The organism is Curtobacterium uvaldense (genome assembly GCF_028307415.1).
Taxonomy (GTDB): domain Bacteria; phylum Actinomycetota; class Actinomycetes; order Actinomycetales; family Microbacteriaceae; genus Curtobacterium.
Window position 1 is genome coordinate 37626 of record NZ_JAQMHU010000011.1, and the last position, 13643, is coordinate 51268.

General features: G+C 67.7%; 19 protein-coding genes and 1 pseudogene. 6 read left to right on the forward strand and 14 right to left on the reverse strand.

The window, feature by feature from the left end:
• Positions 1-18: 18 nt before the first annotated feature.
• Positions 19-348 (reverse strand): MFS transporter, encoded by a 330-nt coding sequence (locus PIJ49_RS08370; protein ID WP_271826310.1) that lies wholly within the window; start codon positions 346-348, stop codon positions 19-21.
• A gap of 7 nt (positions 349-355) precedes the next feature.
• On the opposite strand from PIJ49_RS08370, the gene PIJ49_RS08375 reads away from it, so the two are divergent.
• Entirely contained in the window at positions 356-544 is a 189-nt protein-coding gene (locus PIJ49_RS08375; protein WP_271826311.1) for a hypothetical protein, read from the forward strand.
• Here PIJ49_RS08375 and PIJ49_RS16985 read toward each other — a convergent pair.
• Positions 476-1399 (reverse strand): annotated as a pseudogene (locus tag PIJ49_RS16985) (MFS transporter); the annotation flags it as partial. The gene PIJ49_RS08375 and the pseudogene PIJ49_RS16985 overlap by 69 nt on opposite strands.
• On the reverse strand, positions 1396-1560 hold the full coding sequence (locus tag PIJ49_RS08380; protein ID WP_271826312.1) for a hypothetical protein: 165 nt from the start codon (positions 1558-1560) through the stop codon (positions 1396-1398). The gene PIJ49_RS08380 and the pseudogene PIJ49_RS16985, both read right to left, overlap by 4 nt.
• Positions 1561-2039: 479 nt before the next feature.
• Between PIJ49_RS08380 and PIJ49_RS08385 the strand changes: the two genes are divergently transcribed.
• On the forward strand, positions 2040-2309 hold the full coding sequence (locus tag PIJ49_RS08385) for a hypothetical protein (RefSeq protein ID WP_271826313.1): 270 nt from the start codon (positions 2040-2042) through the stop codon (positions 2307-2309).
• Between the two features lie 462 nt (positions 2310-2771).
• On the opposite strand, the gene PIJ49_RS08390 is transcribed toward PIJ49_RS08385, so the two are convergent.
• On the reverse strand, positions 2772-3146 hold the full coding sequence (locus PIJ49_RS08390) for a hypothetical protein (RefSeq protein WP_271826314.1): 375 nt from the start codon (positions 3144-3146) through the stop codon (positions 2772-2774).
• A gap of 303 nt (positions 3147-3449) precedes the next feature.
• On the opposite strand from PIJ49_RS08390, the gene PIJ49_RS08395 reads away from it, so the two are divergent.
• The gene (locus PIJ49_RS08395) at positions 3450-3755 is read left to right on the forward strand and encodes a hypothetical protein (RefSeq protein ID WP_271826315.1); all 306 of its coding nucleotides are present in this window, start codon (positions 3450-3452) and stop codon (positions 3753-3755) included.
• Between the two features lie 751 nt (positions 3756-4506).
• Positions 4507-4731, forward strand: coding sequence for a cold-shock protein (locus PIJ49_RS08400; protein ID WP_271826316.1), 225 nt, complete (start codon positions 4507-4509; stop codon positions 4729-4731).
• Positions 4732-4742: 11 nt separating this feature from the next.
• Here PIJ49_RS08400 and PIJ49_RS08405 read toward each other — a convergent pair whose 3' ends face one another.
• The 3 genes from PIJ49_RS08405 to PIJ49_RS08415 form a co-directional block, all read right to left on the reverse strand.
• Positions 4743-5159 carry a hypothetical protein gene (locus tag PIJ49_RS08405; RefSeq protein ID WP_271826317.1) on the reverse strand — a complete coding sequence of 139 codons (417 nt, stop codon included), beginning with the start codon at positions 5157-5159 and terminating at the stop codon, positions 4743-4745.
• A 99-nt stretch (positions 5160-5258) separates the two neighbouring features.
• On the reverse strand, positions 5259-5828 hold the full coding sequence (locus tag PIJ49_RS08410; protein WP_271826364.1) for a TetR/AcrR family transcriptional regulator: 570 nt from the start codon (positions 5826-5828) through the stop codon (positions 5259-5261).
• Positions 5828-6409, reverse strand: coding sequence for a sugar O-acetyltransferase (locus tag PIJ49_RS08415; protein ID WP_271826318.1), 582 nt, complete (start codon positions 6407-6409; stop codon positions 5828-5830). Before PIJ49_RS08415 ends, PIJ49_RS08410 begins: the two co-directional genes overlap by 1 nt.
• Positions 6410-6453: 44 nt before the next feature.
• Between PIJ49_RS08415 and PIJ49_RS08420 the strand changes: the two genes are divergently transcribed.
• The gene (locus PIJ49_RS08420) at positions 6454-7668 is read left to right on the forward strand and encodes an MFS transporter (protein ID WP_271826319.1); all 1215 of its coding nucleotides are present in this window, start codon (positions 6454-6456) and stop codon (positions 7666-7668) included.
• Positions 7669-7824: 156 nt separating this feature from the next.
• Positions 7825-8361: an AAA family ATPase gene (locus PIJ49_RS08425; protein WP_271826320.1), complete on the forward strand. Its 537-nt coding sequence runs from the start codon at positions 7825-7827 to the stop codon at positions 8359-8361.
• A 145-nt stretch (positions 8362-8506) separates the two neighbouring features.
• Here the strand turns inward: PIJ49_RS08425 and PIJ49_RS08430 are convergent, their stop codons facing one another.
• From PIJ49_RS08430 to PIJ49_RS08460, 7 genes are all read right to left on the reverse strand, one after another.
• Positions 8507-8734: a hypothetical protein gene (locus PIJ49_RS08430; RefSeq protein WP_271826321.1), complete on the reverse strand. Its 228-nt coding sequence runs from the start codon at positions 8732-8734 to the stop codon at positions 8507-8509.
• Positions 8735-8909: 175 nt separating this feature from the next.
• Positions 8910-9866, reverse strand: a complete 957-nt coding sequence (locus PIJ49_RS08435) for an HD domain-containing protein (protein ID WP_271826322.1) — start codon at positions 9864-9866, stop codon at positions 8910-8912.
• Between the two features lie 131 nt (positions 9867-9997).
• Complete coding sequence (locus PIJ49_RS08440) at positions 9998-10315, reverse strand: winged helix-turn-helix domain-containing protein (RefSeq protein WP_271826323.1); 318 nt, start codon at positions 10313-10315, stop codon at positions 9998-10000.
• Positions 10312-10743 (reverse strand): chemotaxis protein CheY, encoded by a 432-nt coding sequence (locus tag PIJ49_RS08445; protein ID WP_271826324.1) that lies wholly within the window; start codon positions 10741-10743, stop codon positions 10312-10314. Before PIJ49_RS08445 ends, PIJ49_RS08440 begins: the two co-directional genes overlap by 4 nt.
• 107 nt (positions 10744-10850) lie before the next feature.
• A complete protein-coding gene (locus tag PIJ49_RS08450; RefSeq protein WP_271826325.1) occupies positions 10851-11462 on the reverse strand; it encodes a GrpB family protein in 612 nt (203 codons plus the stop codon).
• Between the two features lie 113 nt (positions 11463-11575).
• A complete protein-coding gene (locus tag PIJ49_RS08455) occupies positions 11576-12154 on the reverse strand; it encodes an NADPH-dependent FMN reductase (protein ID WP_271826326.1) in 579 nt (192 codons plus the stop codon).
• A 77-nt stretch (positions 12155-12231) separates the two neighbouring features.
• Entirely contained in the window at positions 12232-13572 is a 1341-nt protein-coding gene (locus PIJ49_RS08460; protein WP_334212821.1) for an MFS transporter, read from the reverse strand.
• Between the last annotated feature and the right edge of the window lie 71 nt (positions 13573-13643).

The window sequence follows — 13643 nt, forward strand, 5'->3', positions numbered from 1 at the left end:
CAGGCCCGTGCGTCGTGGTCAGCGTCCCGCGCGGTCGGCCCACCTGCCGCCGTTGTCCCAGTACCCGCGGATCTCCTCGAGCGACCGGTCCTTGGTCTCCGGGGCGCGGAACCACATGAACACGACCGCCAGGACGGACAGGACGGCGAACGCTCCGAAGCCGACGCTGCCACCGAGGTGGGCGAGCACATCCGGGAACAGGAACGTCGCGATGAGATTGGCGCCGAAGTCGGACAGCAGCAGCACGGCGGCGCCGACGCTGCGCAGCCGGGCGGGGAACGCTTCGCCGGTGTACATCCAGATCAGCGAGCCGATCCAGAAGTAGAAGCCGAGGTAGAAGATCGACATCCCGGCAATGGCGAGCACGCTCGCAGATCTGGCGCCGATCGCGAATGCCGTCGCGAGCATCGTGCCCGACCACCATCGCCACGCCGCCGACGATCAGCGGTCGGCGCCGCTCCCACCGGTCCACGGTGAGGATCGACAGGACGACGCCGACGACGGACACTGCCTGCACCGCGGCGGAGACGAGGATGGATTGTGAGGCGTCGGCGATGCCCGCGGCGCGGAAGATCGTCGGGCTGTAGGACAGCACCGTGTTCGTGCCGGTGATCTGGACGAAGAAACCGAAAGCGATGACAAAGAACGTCGCCCGCGCGTATCGCTTGGTGAACACGTCCCGGTAACGGCCCTGTTCACCGTGCCCGAGGTCGGCGTGGATCGCGGCGAGTTCGGTAGTCGCGTCGGCATCCTGGTCGATGCGGTGCACCGTGTGCCGTGCTTCCGCGTCGCGGCCCTTCATCGCGTACCAGCGAGGACTGTCGGGGTAGCGGAACAACGCGACGCAGAGGATTGCTGCGGGGATCGCGGAGAGCCCGAGCATCAGCTCCCACGGCTTCGACGGCGCCAGCAGGTAGGACACCACCAGGGACAGCACGACACCGGCGCTGGTGAAGAATTGGTATGCGGTGCCGAGCTTGCCGCGGTTGTGGGGGGCGGCGAACTCCGAGATGAACACGGGGACCACGACGGTGGAGAGTCCGATGGTGATGCCGAGGAGCAGTCGGACACCGGTCAGCCAAGCCACCCCCAGCGGGACGGCGCTCAGGGCGGCGAACACGGCGAAGCCCGCGGACAGGACGATCATCGTGGTCCGACGACCGAGCTCGTTCGCCATCCGCGGTCCGATGATCGCCCCGATGATGCTGCCGAGCACCACTACCGAGGTGATGACCGACTGTTCCGTCGTCGTCAGGCGGTATTGATCCTCAAGGAACAGCAGCGCACCGCTGATGGACCCTGCGTCGTAACCGTAGATGACGCCGACCGCCGCCGCGACGGTCGTCACGCTCCGCGTCAGCGACCTGGCCCGGCGCTCCGGGCGGACGATCGCGCTCACCGCTCGGCGCTCTCGCCCGTGGTCGCGGCGAGCGTGATCCGCTCCCCGGTCTCCAACGACTCGTGGATCGCGACGACAACGTCGGTGACGAGCAGGCCCGCGTCGATGCCGGGACCGACCGGTTCGCCGCGGTCGAGGCGGGTGATGAACTCCTGCACCATCCACGTCGGCGGACCCTGAACTTGTGATACGACCGCCTGGTGGGTTCCGAGACGAACCCCCCGACCGCTTCGAGCAGGTCGAACAGGGTGTCGTCCGGATCTGCCCGTGGTTACGCCGAAGCGGGATGCGCAGGTCGGGGACGAGGGCCTGAATGCGCCGCTGGAACGCGTCGACGTCGGTCGCGTAGACATGCTGTGTATCGGGATCGGGGCAGCGGTCGGGGAACCCCTCGGCGAACCAATCCCCCTGCAGACGGGAGATCACCAGGGCGAGGAGACCATCTGCCGTCGCCGCGGGCAGGGTCTGAGCGGTCCTCGGCCGCCGCCATCGGCACGGTCCGTGTACAAGCTGCTCGTCATACGGCCATCCTGCTGATGTCCGTCGCATCGTGCCAGCGGAAGACGCTCGACCGCGCGCACGGGTCCCATGCTCGGGACGTGGTGGCGCCGAGACCTGCGGATGCAGCAGACTGCCATGCATGACCTCTCGCGACGATGAGCAGACCATCACGGCAGTCACCGCCCACGTCCGGGAGGCGATCGGAGACCTGAGCAATTTCGTTTCGCGGGCCGAGTTGGCCGTCGCGGTCGTCGTCGCGATGCGCGACGCGCTTTTCACCGAGACGACCTCCGGAGGCGCTCCCGAAGGCCGTGACTGGGAGGTCCGAGCGCTGGATCCGCTGCGCGATGCGGCGGAGCGGTACCTCGACGAGGCGACCCGAGCGGCACGGGCCCGCGAGGCGTCCTGAGGGACGCTCCGGACGACGCCGTCCGAGTACGACGGCACGGCTCCGCCCCGGGTGGTCGGTGACGACGGCGCCTCAAGGCGATCGCTGAGCCTGGATCGATCCGGCGGACGCCCGGGCGGCCACTCGGCGTCCCTCGGACGAGCCCGTCGGCGCCTCGAGCGCCTTGACTCGTTCCTCCACCCCGGGTGGTTGATCCCCGACAAGGGCGACGCTCGTCGGCGGCGGGCCGGATAGCACCGCGAGGGTGCGTCTTCGACACCGATCGCCGCGACATCGTCCGGCGTGCGGAGGCCGAGCCGATGTAGCGCGGCCATCGCCGTCTTACCCCGCGATAGCCCGCGGCGGGCCGGCCCGCACCGCAGTTCGGCGGTCGAAGCCTTCGCCAGGACCTTCGGGTCGTCGTCCGACCGTGGCGGCCGTCGACGACGGAATCGACGATTCCGACCGGGTTCGCGGGAGGAGTCATCCGCCGTACGCGGCGGACACCCCGATGGGCGAGCCAGCATCGCCGCATGATTTCGTTACGGCACCAATTGCATCCTGCAGTCCGGAATCGTCCGGGTCCAGCGCGAGTGCTCCAGCGGTCGTCGGATGATCGGACAGCCACGACTGCAACTTGATCACAGCCGCCGCGATCGCATTGTTGGTGGGCAGGTGTGCGTAGACGTATCGCGCCGCTTCTAGCCGTGACTGGTACCCCTCGTCCGAGAGCTCCCCGCGCTGATGCGCCTCGCGGGCATTGAATGCGATCGTCTCGACGGCGCTGATCTGCCCGCAGACTGCCGGAACGCTGGTGTCCATGTCGCCGGCTTGTAGCGCGCGCGGAGTTGCGCTCACAGTCACAGTTTTCGTCGGTGCCGGTTGGTTGGAGGCACAGCCGCTAAGTGCGACGATTATGACAGCCCCGAACACCAGCGTTCCTACTAGCTTCCCCATGCGGTCATCCTGACACGACGTGATGCGGGGGCGCGACCTGGCTCGAGCACTGACCTCTCGCCCAATAGCCGGTCGCCCGAGGGGCGCCTTCGACGATCACCGTCGACTCGTTGACCGTCTCACTGGCGGATCGGTCAATGGGGCAAGCAGGCGGGCCTTCCGGACGTTGGCTGGGCGGATCTGAACGCGAGCTAGCATCTCGTCATGGCCGAAGCGCTTCTCCTTGCAGTGAGCGTCGTGGTCCTGGTGGGGACCGTCGCGCTCTTCCTGTGGCGCGTGCGGAATCCGACGTGGGTGCGCGACACCCAGCTCACTCAGAACGCCAGTCCCGTGACCAGCCTGGTGATGGTCGTCCTCGGCGCACTACTGGTAGCGCTCGCCCTCGCGTTCGGGGTCGTCTCCATCGCCACCGGACGCAGCCTCATCGGATGGGCCATGATCTGCGCCGCCGGAAGCGGACTCGCCCACTTGGTGGTCACCGTTTGGATCCGACGACGGCCGCTTCCGTAGACATGTTCAGCATCCTGGGTCCCGAAAAGGATGAGCTACCGAAACGCGCTGACTTGAGCGATAGCCCTACTCCTCGGCGCCACCGCGACCGTTCGACGGACACAGCAATCGCAACCAGGACGACGCATATCGCACCGCCAAGCAACAGTCGGGGCGATGTGATGTTGCTACCCAGGAGGGTGATGCCGAACCCGGCGAGGGTGGGCCAGAGAATCCTCGACGACGCACGCTGCCGTTCGATAAGCAAGCGCACAAGCTCCACAGACTGATGCGTTGGTTTCGTCCTCCCGCGCAGCTGTGAACGCAGATCCCGTCGCTGCCCTGGACGCAGAAGGGCCATCGGAGTCGGCTCACCACTCGGGAGAGCCGGCTCGAGCCCGTTCCAGCGTCGAGCTCGCCACCAAGCGATCGCGGCGACCGCGAAGCCGGCGCCACTCGTGATGAGTCCCCAAGGAGGTGATCCGAGCGACGCCGGCAGCGCTGCGAGGGCAAAGAACACGAAGGCGAGTCCTGTGAGAACGGCCTGCAATCACGCGCCAACGACGATTGGACCCCGCTCCGCAAGCACCCGGGCCTGTTCCGTGGCGGCACCCCAGCGTCCATCGTCTTCAACTTCGACGTCGTCTTCACGGTCCATCACACGCTGAGCGTACGAGCCACCGGTCTACCCAGCCAACAACCCGAAACCGGGTAGCCAACGCCGTCCCGGTAGCCGATCGGCTATCGGACGATAGCGCGGTAGCGTGCGCTGGTGCAGGTGGTCGATGGCGTGTGTGTCTGGTGGAGTGACGAGGACGGTTGGGGCGCTCTCCGTTCAAACGAGGTCGAGTCGGAGGTCTTCGTTCACTTCTCCAACGTCGACATGACCGGCTACCACTCGCTGAGAGCCGGACAACGTGTCCGGTTCGAAGTAGAGCCGTACCCGCCGGGGCAGGACGGCTACTTCTTCCGTGCCCACAACGTCGCGATCGTGTGACCGGTGACCGATCAGCTATCGGGACGGGGACGACGAGGTCGCGTCGCTCCAGCAGAGTTCCAAAGCGGCCGGGCGGTTAGCAGCAGGAACAGCAGGAACGCCGGCTGCGTGACGAGCCCGGGCCCTGCGAGGGCAGGATGCGCGGACGCCGCCAACCAGTTGACCGTGACGTCCGCGACCATCGTGGCCACTCCAACGAGCACACCTGCTCGGAGCTTGGTCAGGAGCAGGGCGACGATCACAGGATCGACGACGGTGAGCGAGACCCAGAACCATCGGACCGGCTCGGGTGCGCCGTCGTAGACGTTCACCCCCACGGCGATCAGTTCGACCAGATGAGTCAGCGTGCCGACGCTGAAACCGAGCATCCACAGTGCGGCGATGAGGGTGAGGCGTCGCACTTGTCGTCTCGCGTCACCGGCCCCCACTCGTGCAGCCTACGAACACCCGTCGGTGTCCAATAGCCAATCGTCTATTGAGACACCTCAAGCGGAGCGGGAACTCCCAATCCCGCCTGAGGTGGTGTGTCAGGAGGCAATCTTGGATCGTTCGTGAATTGACGAGCTGTTGGTGAGTGCGTGCAGCGCTGCGCGGGTAAGTTCACGGTTTTGCGGTCTGGTGTCGAGGGCGATGTGCAGTGCCGTTCCTTCGATGTACGCGTCGAGGGCGCGCGCGACGTCTGGTTCGAAGTGACGTTCGAGTGCTGCGCGGCTCGCCTGCATCCACTGCTCGGTGATCGAGCGGAAGTCGGCCCGGCGTGCCGCGAGTGTGTAGAGCTCGTACGTCAGCACGTGCTCCCGCTTGGATCGCTGGAGGTCGCTGTGAATCAGATCGACGATCTGATCCAGCGCGGCAGCGGGTGTCTCCGCTGCCGCCATGCGTGCTTCGAACTCGGTGCTGATCGTCGCGGCGAAGGCAGTGAACACCTCGGTCAAGAGGTCGTCCATGCTTGAGAAGTGGTAGGTCATCGAACCGAGCGGGACGTCCGCCCGTACCGCGACCTTGCGGTGCGACGTACCGGATACCCCCTCTTGGGCGATGCTGTCGGTCGCGGCAGCAATGATGCGATCGCGCCGCTCGGGATCGAGGCGCCGCATCACGCGATCGTCCTGATGACCCGCGCCGGGTTCCCGACGGCGACCACACCTGCGGGCAGGTCTTTCGTCACGACGGCACCGGCTCCGACGACGGTGTCATCGCCGATGCTCACTCCCGGCAGCACGATGACCCCTCCGCCGAGCCAGACGTTGTCACCGATGCTGATCGGCCGCGCGGCCTCGAGCTTGTCCCGCCGCGGGCCTGCCTCGACGGGGTGGGTCGGTGTGAGTAGTTGCACGTTCGGTCCGATCTGGCAATCGGATCCGATCGTGATCGGGGCGACATCGAGCGCGATCAGGTTGTAGTTGACGAACGTCCGGGCACCGATCGAGATGTTCTCGCCGTAGTCGACGAACAACGGCGGCTTCACGAACGCGTCGTCGCCCAGGTGCCCGAGCAGGTCAGCGAGGATCGGTGTAGCGGACGGCTCGTCCTCGACCGCGGCACGGTGGTACTCGGCCGCGAGGCGCACTGCCCGCTGTGCGCGACGGGTGTTCTCGGGGTCGTCGGCGATGTAGAGGTCACCGGCGAGCATGCGCTCCCGGTTGGTTCGGGCGTCGCCGGGAAAATGATCGACCATACGTGGAGTTTACGACCGTCCACATCATGTGTACGTTCGTACGCATGCCCACTTCCACCGTTCTTCGCCGCGCGCGCTTCGCGGTCATCGGCCTGTTCTTCCTCACCGGCCTCGCGCTGGCCATGTGGGTTGTGAACATCCCCGCCGTGCAGGCTCGGACGGGGGTCTCGCACAGCGTGCTCGGCGGACTTCTCCTCGTTCTCGGCGCCGGATCGGTTATCGGCATGCAGGGCGCTGGTCCGCTGATCGACCGCCTCGGCAGCAAGCGCATGACCGTCCTCGGTGCTGCGTTGATCGCGGTCGGCGTGAACCTGCCAGGAGTGGCGCAAGATGCCTGGGGTGTCGGTGTGGCGTTGTTCGTCCTCGGACTCGGCAACGGCGTCATGGATGTCGCGATGAACGACCAGGCCGTGGTCGTCGAGCGTTGCTGGGGTAGGCCGATCATGTCCAGCTTCCACGCGTTCTTCTCGGTGGGTGGAGCAGTCGGCGCCGGGGTCGGTGCCCTCGTCCAGGCCAATGGGCTCTCCGTGCACTGGTCGCTCGGGTTCGGTGCCGTGGTCGCAGTCATCCTGGCCGCCGTGTGCATCCCGTTGCTGCTGCCCAGCGCGCCGGTCAGCCCGGCCGGGTCAGAGGCGCCCGTTCCATCGACCGTCGTACCAGCGAAGGTAGTTCGTGGCCGCATCGCAGCGTTGGCGCTGTTGGCGTTCCTGCTGATGTTGGCTGAGGGCACGGCGAACGACTGGTCCGCCCTGCAGGCGGTGGAGCGGCTCGGCGTGCCCGAGGCCGCTGGTTCAATCGCCTACGGGGCGTTCGCGGTCGCCATGACCATCGGGCGGTTTGCTGCCGACCCCGTGTCACACCGCTTCGGCCCCGTCGCAATCGTCCGCTACGGCTCCGTCCTCGCAGCGATCGGCATGGCCCTAGTCGTGTTCTCCGGCGTGTACCCGCTGACCCTCGTGGGGTGGGTCGTGTTCGGCCTCGGGCTCTCCGGGATCGTTCCGCAGATCTTCACCGCGGCGGGCAACCTCGGCGTGCAGAACCAGGGCGTGGTCATCTCTCGGGTCGTCGGAGCAGGCTACGTCGGCCTCCTCGCCGGACCTGCCGTCATCGGGTGGCTGTCACATTTGACGGGTCTGAGTCACGCGCTGATCCTGCCGCTGGTGTTCTGCGCCGTTGGTGTCGTCCTCGCCACGCAGGTCAGCCCTCGCGCAACTAAGCCGGCTGAGACAGTTGATCCGGTGGACAACGTGGCGCGCTGATCCGGACCTCTAGGTGCTGAGGACCGCGCTTCTACCGATGTGCATCCGGATGCCCATCGGCTACCGCGCACCGGCAGCCCGATAGCTTCTCGGACCAAGCCGCGTCGAGAAGCTCCGCTCGGAGTCGGATGACCGCGGACGTGATCGGATGGCTTCGTGCAGACAGTGATCCTGACCGGGATGCCCGGTGCCGGCAAGTCCACCGTGAGCCGACTTCTCGCGACGAGGCTGCCGCGCGCCGCGCGGATCGCAGCGGACGAATTGAACGCCATGATCATCGCCGGTGCCGTCTGGCCACTTGGTCAACCCGCGGAAGAGGCCGACCGTCAGGTCGAGCTCAGCTACCGGAATCTCGCTGCGCTGGCCAAGAACTTCACCGAGGCTGGGTTCATCACGGTCATCGACTGCGTTATTCCGGATGGTGCGCACCTCAATCGGCTACTCGGGAATCTCTCAACGGATTCCTTCTCTCTGGTTGTTCTTGCCCCGGGCGCGGCTGCGTGCAAGGAGCGCGACGCAGGGAGAGAAGCGAGCGAGCGGTTCACCTTCGACGGGTACGACGAACTCGACCGGTCGATGCGTCGCGGCTTCGGAGACCGCGGTTGGTGGATCGACACGAGCCATCTCAGCGCAGACAGAACGGCGCAACTCATCGCCGCCACACTCGACCTGGAAACTCCTGCGTCTCGCTGAACGATCCGCTCTCGGAAACGTGTGTCCAAGAGCGGGTCGCCCGGTCATCGGTCGGGGTGAGCTTGGCGGCGGGTGATGCCGAACGTCACCTCGAATCTTCCGGCGGTGACGGCGTCGAGGGCCGTGAACACCCCACCGCCAGCGTTCATGTGCACGGCGTCCAGACCGCGACCTCGTTCGGCGGCCGCCGCGAAGCCCCTGAGCGCCACAACCACACCCCTGCTCCGAGCCACAGGGCGCCCAGCGCTATCGTGAGCAGCACCAGCAGCACGTCTCCTTCGGGACGCGTGAGGCGCACGACCGATGCCGCGACAAAGATGAAGCCGAAGACGAGCGCGATGGAACCCAGCACCTTCGCGCTCGCCGAGTCCATGCCGAGAACCTACCGCGCGCGTTCGTCCTGGTGGTCGATCGGTGCGGTCATCACCTGCTGAGTCATCGCCGTCGAGCCGGTGGAGTTGCGTGGCTCGTGTCGGCTCCCACCCGTGCTGCACGAGACGCACAGCCGGTCCGTCCGACGGCCGATCCACCACCGGGTGCGGTTCGGCTCAGGCGACGTGCGTCCGATCGTCGATCCGCTTCGCGCTCACCCACATCGGGAGGTCCCCCTGCAAGGCGGCGACGCGCGGATCGGAGGTGGGGCGACCGCCACTCCTGGGGAGGTCGAGGTAGCTGCGGCGGACCACGTGCGAGAAGGGTTCGCCGCAACTGTCGTCGCTGTGATGGCGAAGCTGCCACTGCTGAGGATGCCGTCGCAACGACGCTGCGTCGGCACGGGTCTCAGTGCTGGAGAGGAGCACTGACCACAGTTCGTCGTCGGTCATGCCGACCAACTCGGTCGGTTCGAGGGCTCCCGTGTCGAGGAGGCGACCCACCAGGCCCCGCACGACGGCGACGGGCACGAGGTTCGCCGCGCTCCTCTGGGCGAGTGCTTCGCTGATCGCGAGGTCCGCCAGTTCGACCGCATCGACCGGATCAGCATCGACGGCACCGTCGCGCAGATGCAGCCGTCGCAGGAGTTCATGCGGTGCTGATCGTGTGCGCCCGTGGGCCTGTCCGCTGCGGAGGAACGAGTCGAGGTGGTCCAGCTTCAGACCGCCGTGTGACGCCGTGAGTGGCGAGGGGATGCTTCCGTCGTCGAGTGCGATGATCGTCCCGGCATCGTCACCGAGTGCCGCATCGGCGGCGAACAACGCGGTGATCTGCTGTCGGGTGAGGTCGTGGTCGAGGCCTGCGAGACCCTCGAGCGTGTGGCTGAACGGGAGGTGGCCGACGTCGTGCAGCAACGCAGCGGTGCGCGCGGGCTGGTGCTCGGGCGCGAAATGGGCCACGAGTGCGAGTACCCCGAGCGAGTGCTCGAGGCGAGAGTACGTCTGCACCGTCGTGATCGACGCGGCTCCTGCGTGGGCGATGAAGGCGAGACGCCGCACCGGCCAGGTGCGGAGGGGACGCTGTTCGGTCGCCGTGAGGCGCACCTCGATCCGCCACAGTGGGTCGAAGTACACCCCGTCGTTCCCCAACGTGTCGACCGCTTCTCGGCGCACTCTGCCCCCCCCGCCGTCCGTGCGGACAGGAGCGGAGCGGACGGCCGCTCCAGGAGGTTCGTCCCGTGCCGCGCGAGCGACGACCGCAGGGATCAGGACGGGTCGGCGATCTCCTGGAGCGCTGCGAGGTGCGCACGCCACGCCGTCCGACCCTCGCGTGTGACGGTGAGCGACGTCCGGGGGGTCTTCCCCGTGAAGGCCTTCCCGACGGCGACGTACCCCGCCGTCTCGAGGAGCGCGACCTGCTTGCTCAGCGCCGAGTCGGTGATCTCGACGGCGTCGCGGACCTCGCGGAACCCCAGCGTGGTGGCACGGTCGAGTGTGGCCATGATCGAGAAGCGGACCGGGTTCAGCAAGTGACCGTCGAGCCGGTGACGGGGATGGACCGGTGCCTGGTTCGTCGTCGTCATCGTCGTGCCTCGTACGACGCGCAGGCCATCGTGACCGCCAGGATCGCTCCGGACGTGATCCCGGACCACAGGACAGATCCGTGCGCCCAGGCGACGACGGCGATCGCAGCCCCGTAGGTGACGAACCAGCTCGCGATGTAGGTCGTCCATCGACGGCTCCGCGCGAAGGCCGCTCGCCCGCGGATGGACACCGCGAAGAACACGATCAACGCGAAGAAGGCGGCGAGTGTGCCGACGTAGGTGAGGCCGAAGGCCGAGCCGGTCGTCAGGCCCATCCCGAGGGTCCCGAACGAGGTCACCGTGCCGAGCGCGAGGATGAACGTCACGTACGGCCACCGGGTGGACTCGTGCGCTCCTCGACTGAGGCGATCGGCGGTGTCGAGGAGCGTCCGTGCCTCTGCCGGGCTGATGCTGTGCTGGTTGTCCATGGTGTTCCCCTCTCGGGTTCCAACCTGGCACATACTTGCCACTTTGGCAAGCACTTGCTGATCGGCCAAACCCTACCGCGGCACGGGCGACGGACGGCCGCAGGTGGTCATGGCCGCGGCTGAGCGTCGTGGGTGTGGTGCGGATCCGACGCGAAGGCTCGTTCGTAGATCTCGTGGACGACAGCGGCCTTCGCGTCGTTGTAGCGCAGGCCGTTGCCGGCGTTCACGGCCGCTGCCTTCGCGTCCGCGTACACCTGCCGGTCCTCGGGGTGGGATCGCAACCACTCCACGAACAGGCGATGCCGTTGCGGCTCCGCTGCCCCGGGCTGCCACACGTGCAGGTTGGTGTTGGGATCGCCGAGGGTGAGCTGCCGGTGCGGGTCACCGGCGATCACGTCGCGGAAGACCAGACGGAACCCGACGGCCTCGAGCTCCGGGAGCCAGGTGCGTTCATCACCGAGGTCGGGCAGGAGCAGGTCGGCGTCGATGACCGGCTTGGCGATCATCCCGGGCACGGCAGTCGAGCCGACGTGCGCGATGGTGTGATCGGCGCCGAGCGCACCTGCGACGAGGTCCCGTACACGCGCGAACGCATCGGCCCGATGTGGGTCGTGGTCCTGGAGGCTGCCAGGGTCGACCTGTCGGAACGCGACGCGCTGCGACTGACGGGCTGCATTGCCGTCTGCGATGAACGGCCGCCAGAGCGGGTGCGTGGCCACAGCCCCATCATGGACCCTCGACGTCACGCCGAGGACGGCGATCGTCGGTCGGTGATCGGGTCCGAGCACGCCGGAGGACCGGTGGCCGGTGGACCGCGCGACCGTCGTCGAACTCACACCTCCCAGTCTGACAGGGAGGTCCTGCCGCGGAGGAGACCGGCGAGTTCGGCGTGCACCGTCATGGTCTTCTCCAGACGCGCTGCCCTGTCGACGGAGAGCGTCCCCGCTTCCCAGTCCCGTTCCGCGATGTACGCCGTGTACGGGTTGACGACGCACTTGAAGTCGAGCATCAGGGACTGCGCGAGCGCGCCCGTCGCCATGTAGCTGTGCGGGAGCCCGGCAGCGCACACGAAGGTGACCACCTTGTCGAACCATGCAGCACGCCGGCCTTCCCCCGTCGCACCGGTGGCTTCGATGAGCGACTTGACCGTCGATGACGGCGCCCAGTTGTAGATCGGGAACGCCAGCACCACGCCGTCCGACTCCCGGACGACTTCGTGCAGCGCACCGAACGCGTCGCTGTCGAAGACCTGGTCGTTGTCGAACGCCGGCAGCGATGCCGTTGCGAGGTCGACGACCTCTGACCCGTGGCCGCTCGCCCTCAGGAGGGACGCCGACCGCTCGGCCAGCCGGCGACTGCTGCTGACGGGATCGAGGCTGCACGAGATGACCGGCAGACGCAGGGGAGTCACCCCTGCACGGTACCGAGTCAGGTGCGGCCGAGCGTGGTGCGACCGGTCCGTGGCAGGTCCGTCCGGCCGCGCCCCGCTCATCCGTCGACGTCGGTCGACTCCGCTCCCTGGACCTGGGGCGGCAGTCCGCGGACCGCTCCGTGCCAGGCCCAGGCAGCGGCGAGGAACACGCCCGTGGCGATGAGCCACAGCAGCCAGGGCATCCGCGAGTCCATCAGTCCGAGGGTGAGCGGGAAGAGTGCCATCCCGATCGAGCTCGCGGTCTGGAACACCCCGATGGCTCGGCCTCGGATGCGTGGGTGCGGAACTGCAGCCATGACCGCGTTCGCCGCGGGCAGGGAGACCATGTCCGCCGCGGCCAGCACGACCGCGACCACGACGACGTAGGACCACGCGCCCGGTCCGTGCAGCGGAGGAAGGACGATCAACGGTGCCGTCGTCGCAGCGGTCAGGACGGCGCCGAGCGCGATGAGCGTCCCGCGCCGTCGCCCGGCGACCCACCGGGTGACGGACGTCTGGAAGAGTGCGCACAGGCCTGTGGCGATGGCGAACAGGACGGGTGCGACCGCCGGGGACATGTCCCACCGCTCGATGAACAGGACACTGAACGCGACGTTCGGCAGCAGCTTGGCGGGGCCGATCAGGAACTGGCCGAGCGCGATGAGGCGCATCGACCGGTCGAAGACGAAGGCGCGGAGCAGCCCGGAGGCATCGGCTGGTCCCGCTCCCGTCGGTGCCGCTGCCTGCGGGGCTCGATGGCCGGTGCGTTGCATGGCGAACACGACGGCCGCTGCGACGCTGGTGACGACGTTGGTGAGGACCAGCCACCGCAACCCGTCCTGGTGTCCGTGCGCGAGGGTGACCGCGGCGACGATCGCGCCTGCACCCAGGGCGGCGGCCTTCGTCGCTTCGAGGAATGCGAACCAGCGCTCGAACGGGCGGCCTGCCGCGAGGTCGTGGACGTACGCAGTCCACGAGGTCCAGTAGAGCCGTTCGGATGCGTTGGCGAGGAAGATCGCCGCGAAGATCACCGCCGGATCGTGGGCGGAGAGGTAGAGCGTGAAGCCCGCTGCGGAGAGCAGGTTGTTGAGGACCATCGACGCCCTCGCACCGAACCGGTCGGTGAGGACGCCGCCGACGAGTCCGATCGGGAGGGCCACCAGGGATGCGACGGTGGAGAGGCCACCGATCACCGCCAGGGACACGTCGGTGGTGATCGTGAAGTAGACGATCGTCAGCGGCAGCGTGAGGCCGGCGCCGACGGTGTCGGTCAGGACCGCGAACGTGACGAAGCGGTGCTCGTGGAGGCTCGCGAGTGGAGCCGGAACCGGGCAGGGGTGAAGCGCATGGAGGTGTTCCCGTGAGGTCGTCGCACCGCCGCCGAGCGGCGGCGCGGGCGTGCAGGAGCACGCGAGCAGAACGCTCGCGGCGAGGAAGGCTGACCGTGTCGGTCAGCTCAGTGCTGCGTTGCCATGACTCCGGGGGGGAC

Excerpts from the sequence above, each read along its gene's own strand:
- PIJ49_RS08370 (WP_271826310.1), bottom strand. The coding sequence starts at position 348 with ATGTCGATCTTCTACCTCGGCTTCTACTTCTGGATCGGCTCGCTGATC.
- PIJ49_RS08375 (WP_271826311.1), top strand. The coding sequence starts at position 356 with ATGGCGAGCACGCTCGCAGATCTGGCGCCGATCGCGAATGCCGTCGCG.
- PIJ49_RS08380 (WP_271826312.1), bottom strand. The coding sequence starts at position 1,560 with ATGGTGCAGGAGTTCATCACCCGCCTCGACCGCGGCGAACCGGTCGGT.
- PIJ49_RS08385 (WP_271826313.1), top strand. The coding sequence starts at position 2,040 with ATGACCTCTCGCGACGATGAGCAGACCATCACGGCAGTCACCGCCCAC.
- PIJ49_RS08395 (WP_271826315.1), top strand. The coding sequence starts at position 3,450 with ATGGCCGAAGCGCTTCTCCTTGCAGTGAGCGTCGTGGTCCTGGTGGGG.
- PIJ49_RS08410 (WP_271826364.1), bottom strand. The coding sequence starts at position 5,828 with ATGCGGCGCCTCGATCCCGAGCGGCGCGATCGCATCATTGCTGCCGCG.
- PIJ49_RS08415 (WP_271826318.1), bottom strand. The coding sequence starts at position 6,409 with ATGGTCGATCATTTTCCCGGCGACGCCCGAACCAACCGGGAGCGCATG.
- PIJ49_RS08420 (WP_271826319.1), top strand. The coding sequence starts at position 6,454 with ATGCCCACTTCCACCGTTCTTCGCCGCGCGCGCTTCGCGGTCATCGGC.
- PIJ49_RS08430 (WP_271826321.1), bottom strand. The coding sequence starts at position 8,734 with ATGGACTCGGCGAGCGCGAAGGTGCTGGGTTCCATCGCGCTCGTCTTC.
- PIJ49_RS08440 (WP_271826323.1), bottom strand. The coding sequence starts at position 10,315 with ATGACGACGACGAACCAGGCACCGGTCCATCCCCGTCACCGGCTCGAC.
- PIJ49_RS08445 (WP_271826324.1), bottom strand. The coding sequence starts at position 10,743 with ATGGACAACCAGCACAGCATCAGCCCGGCAGAGGCACGGACGCTCCTC.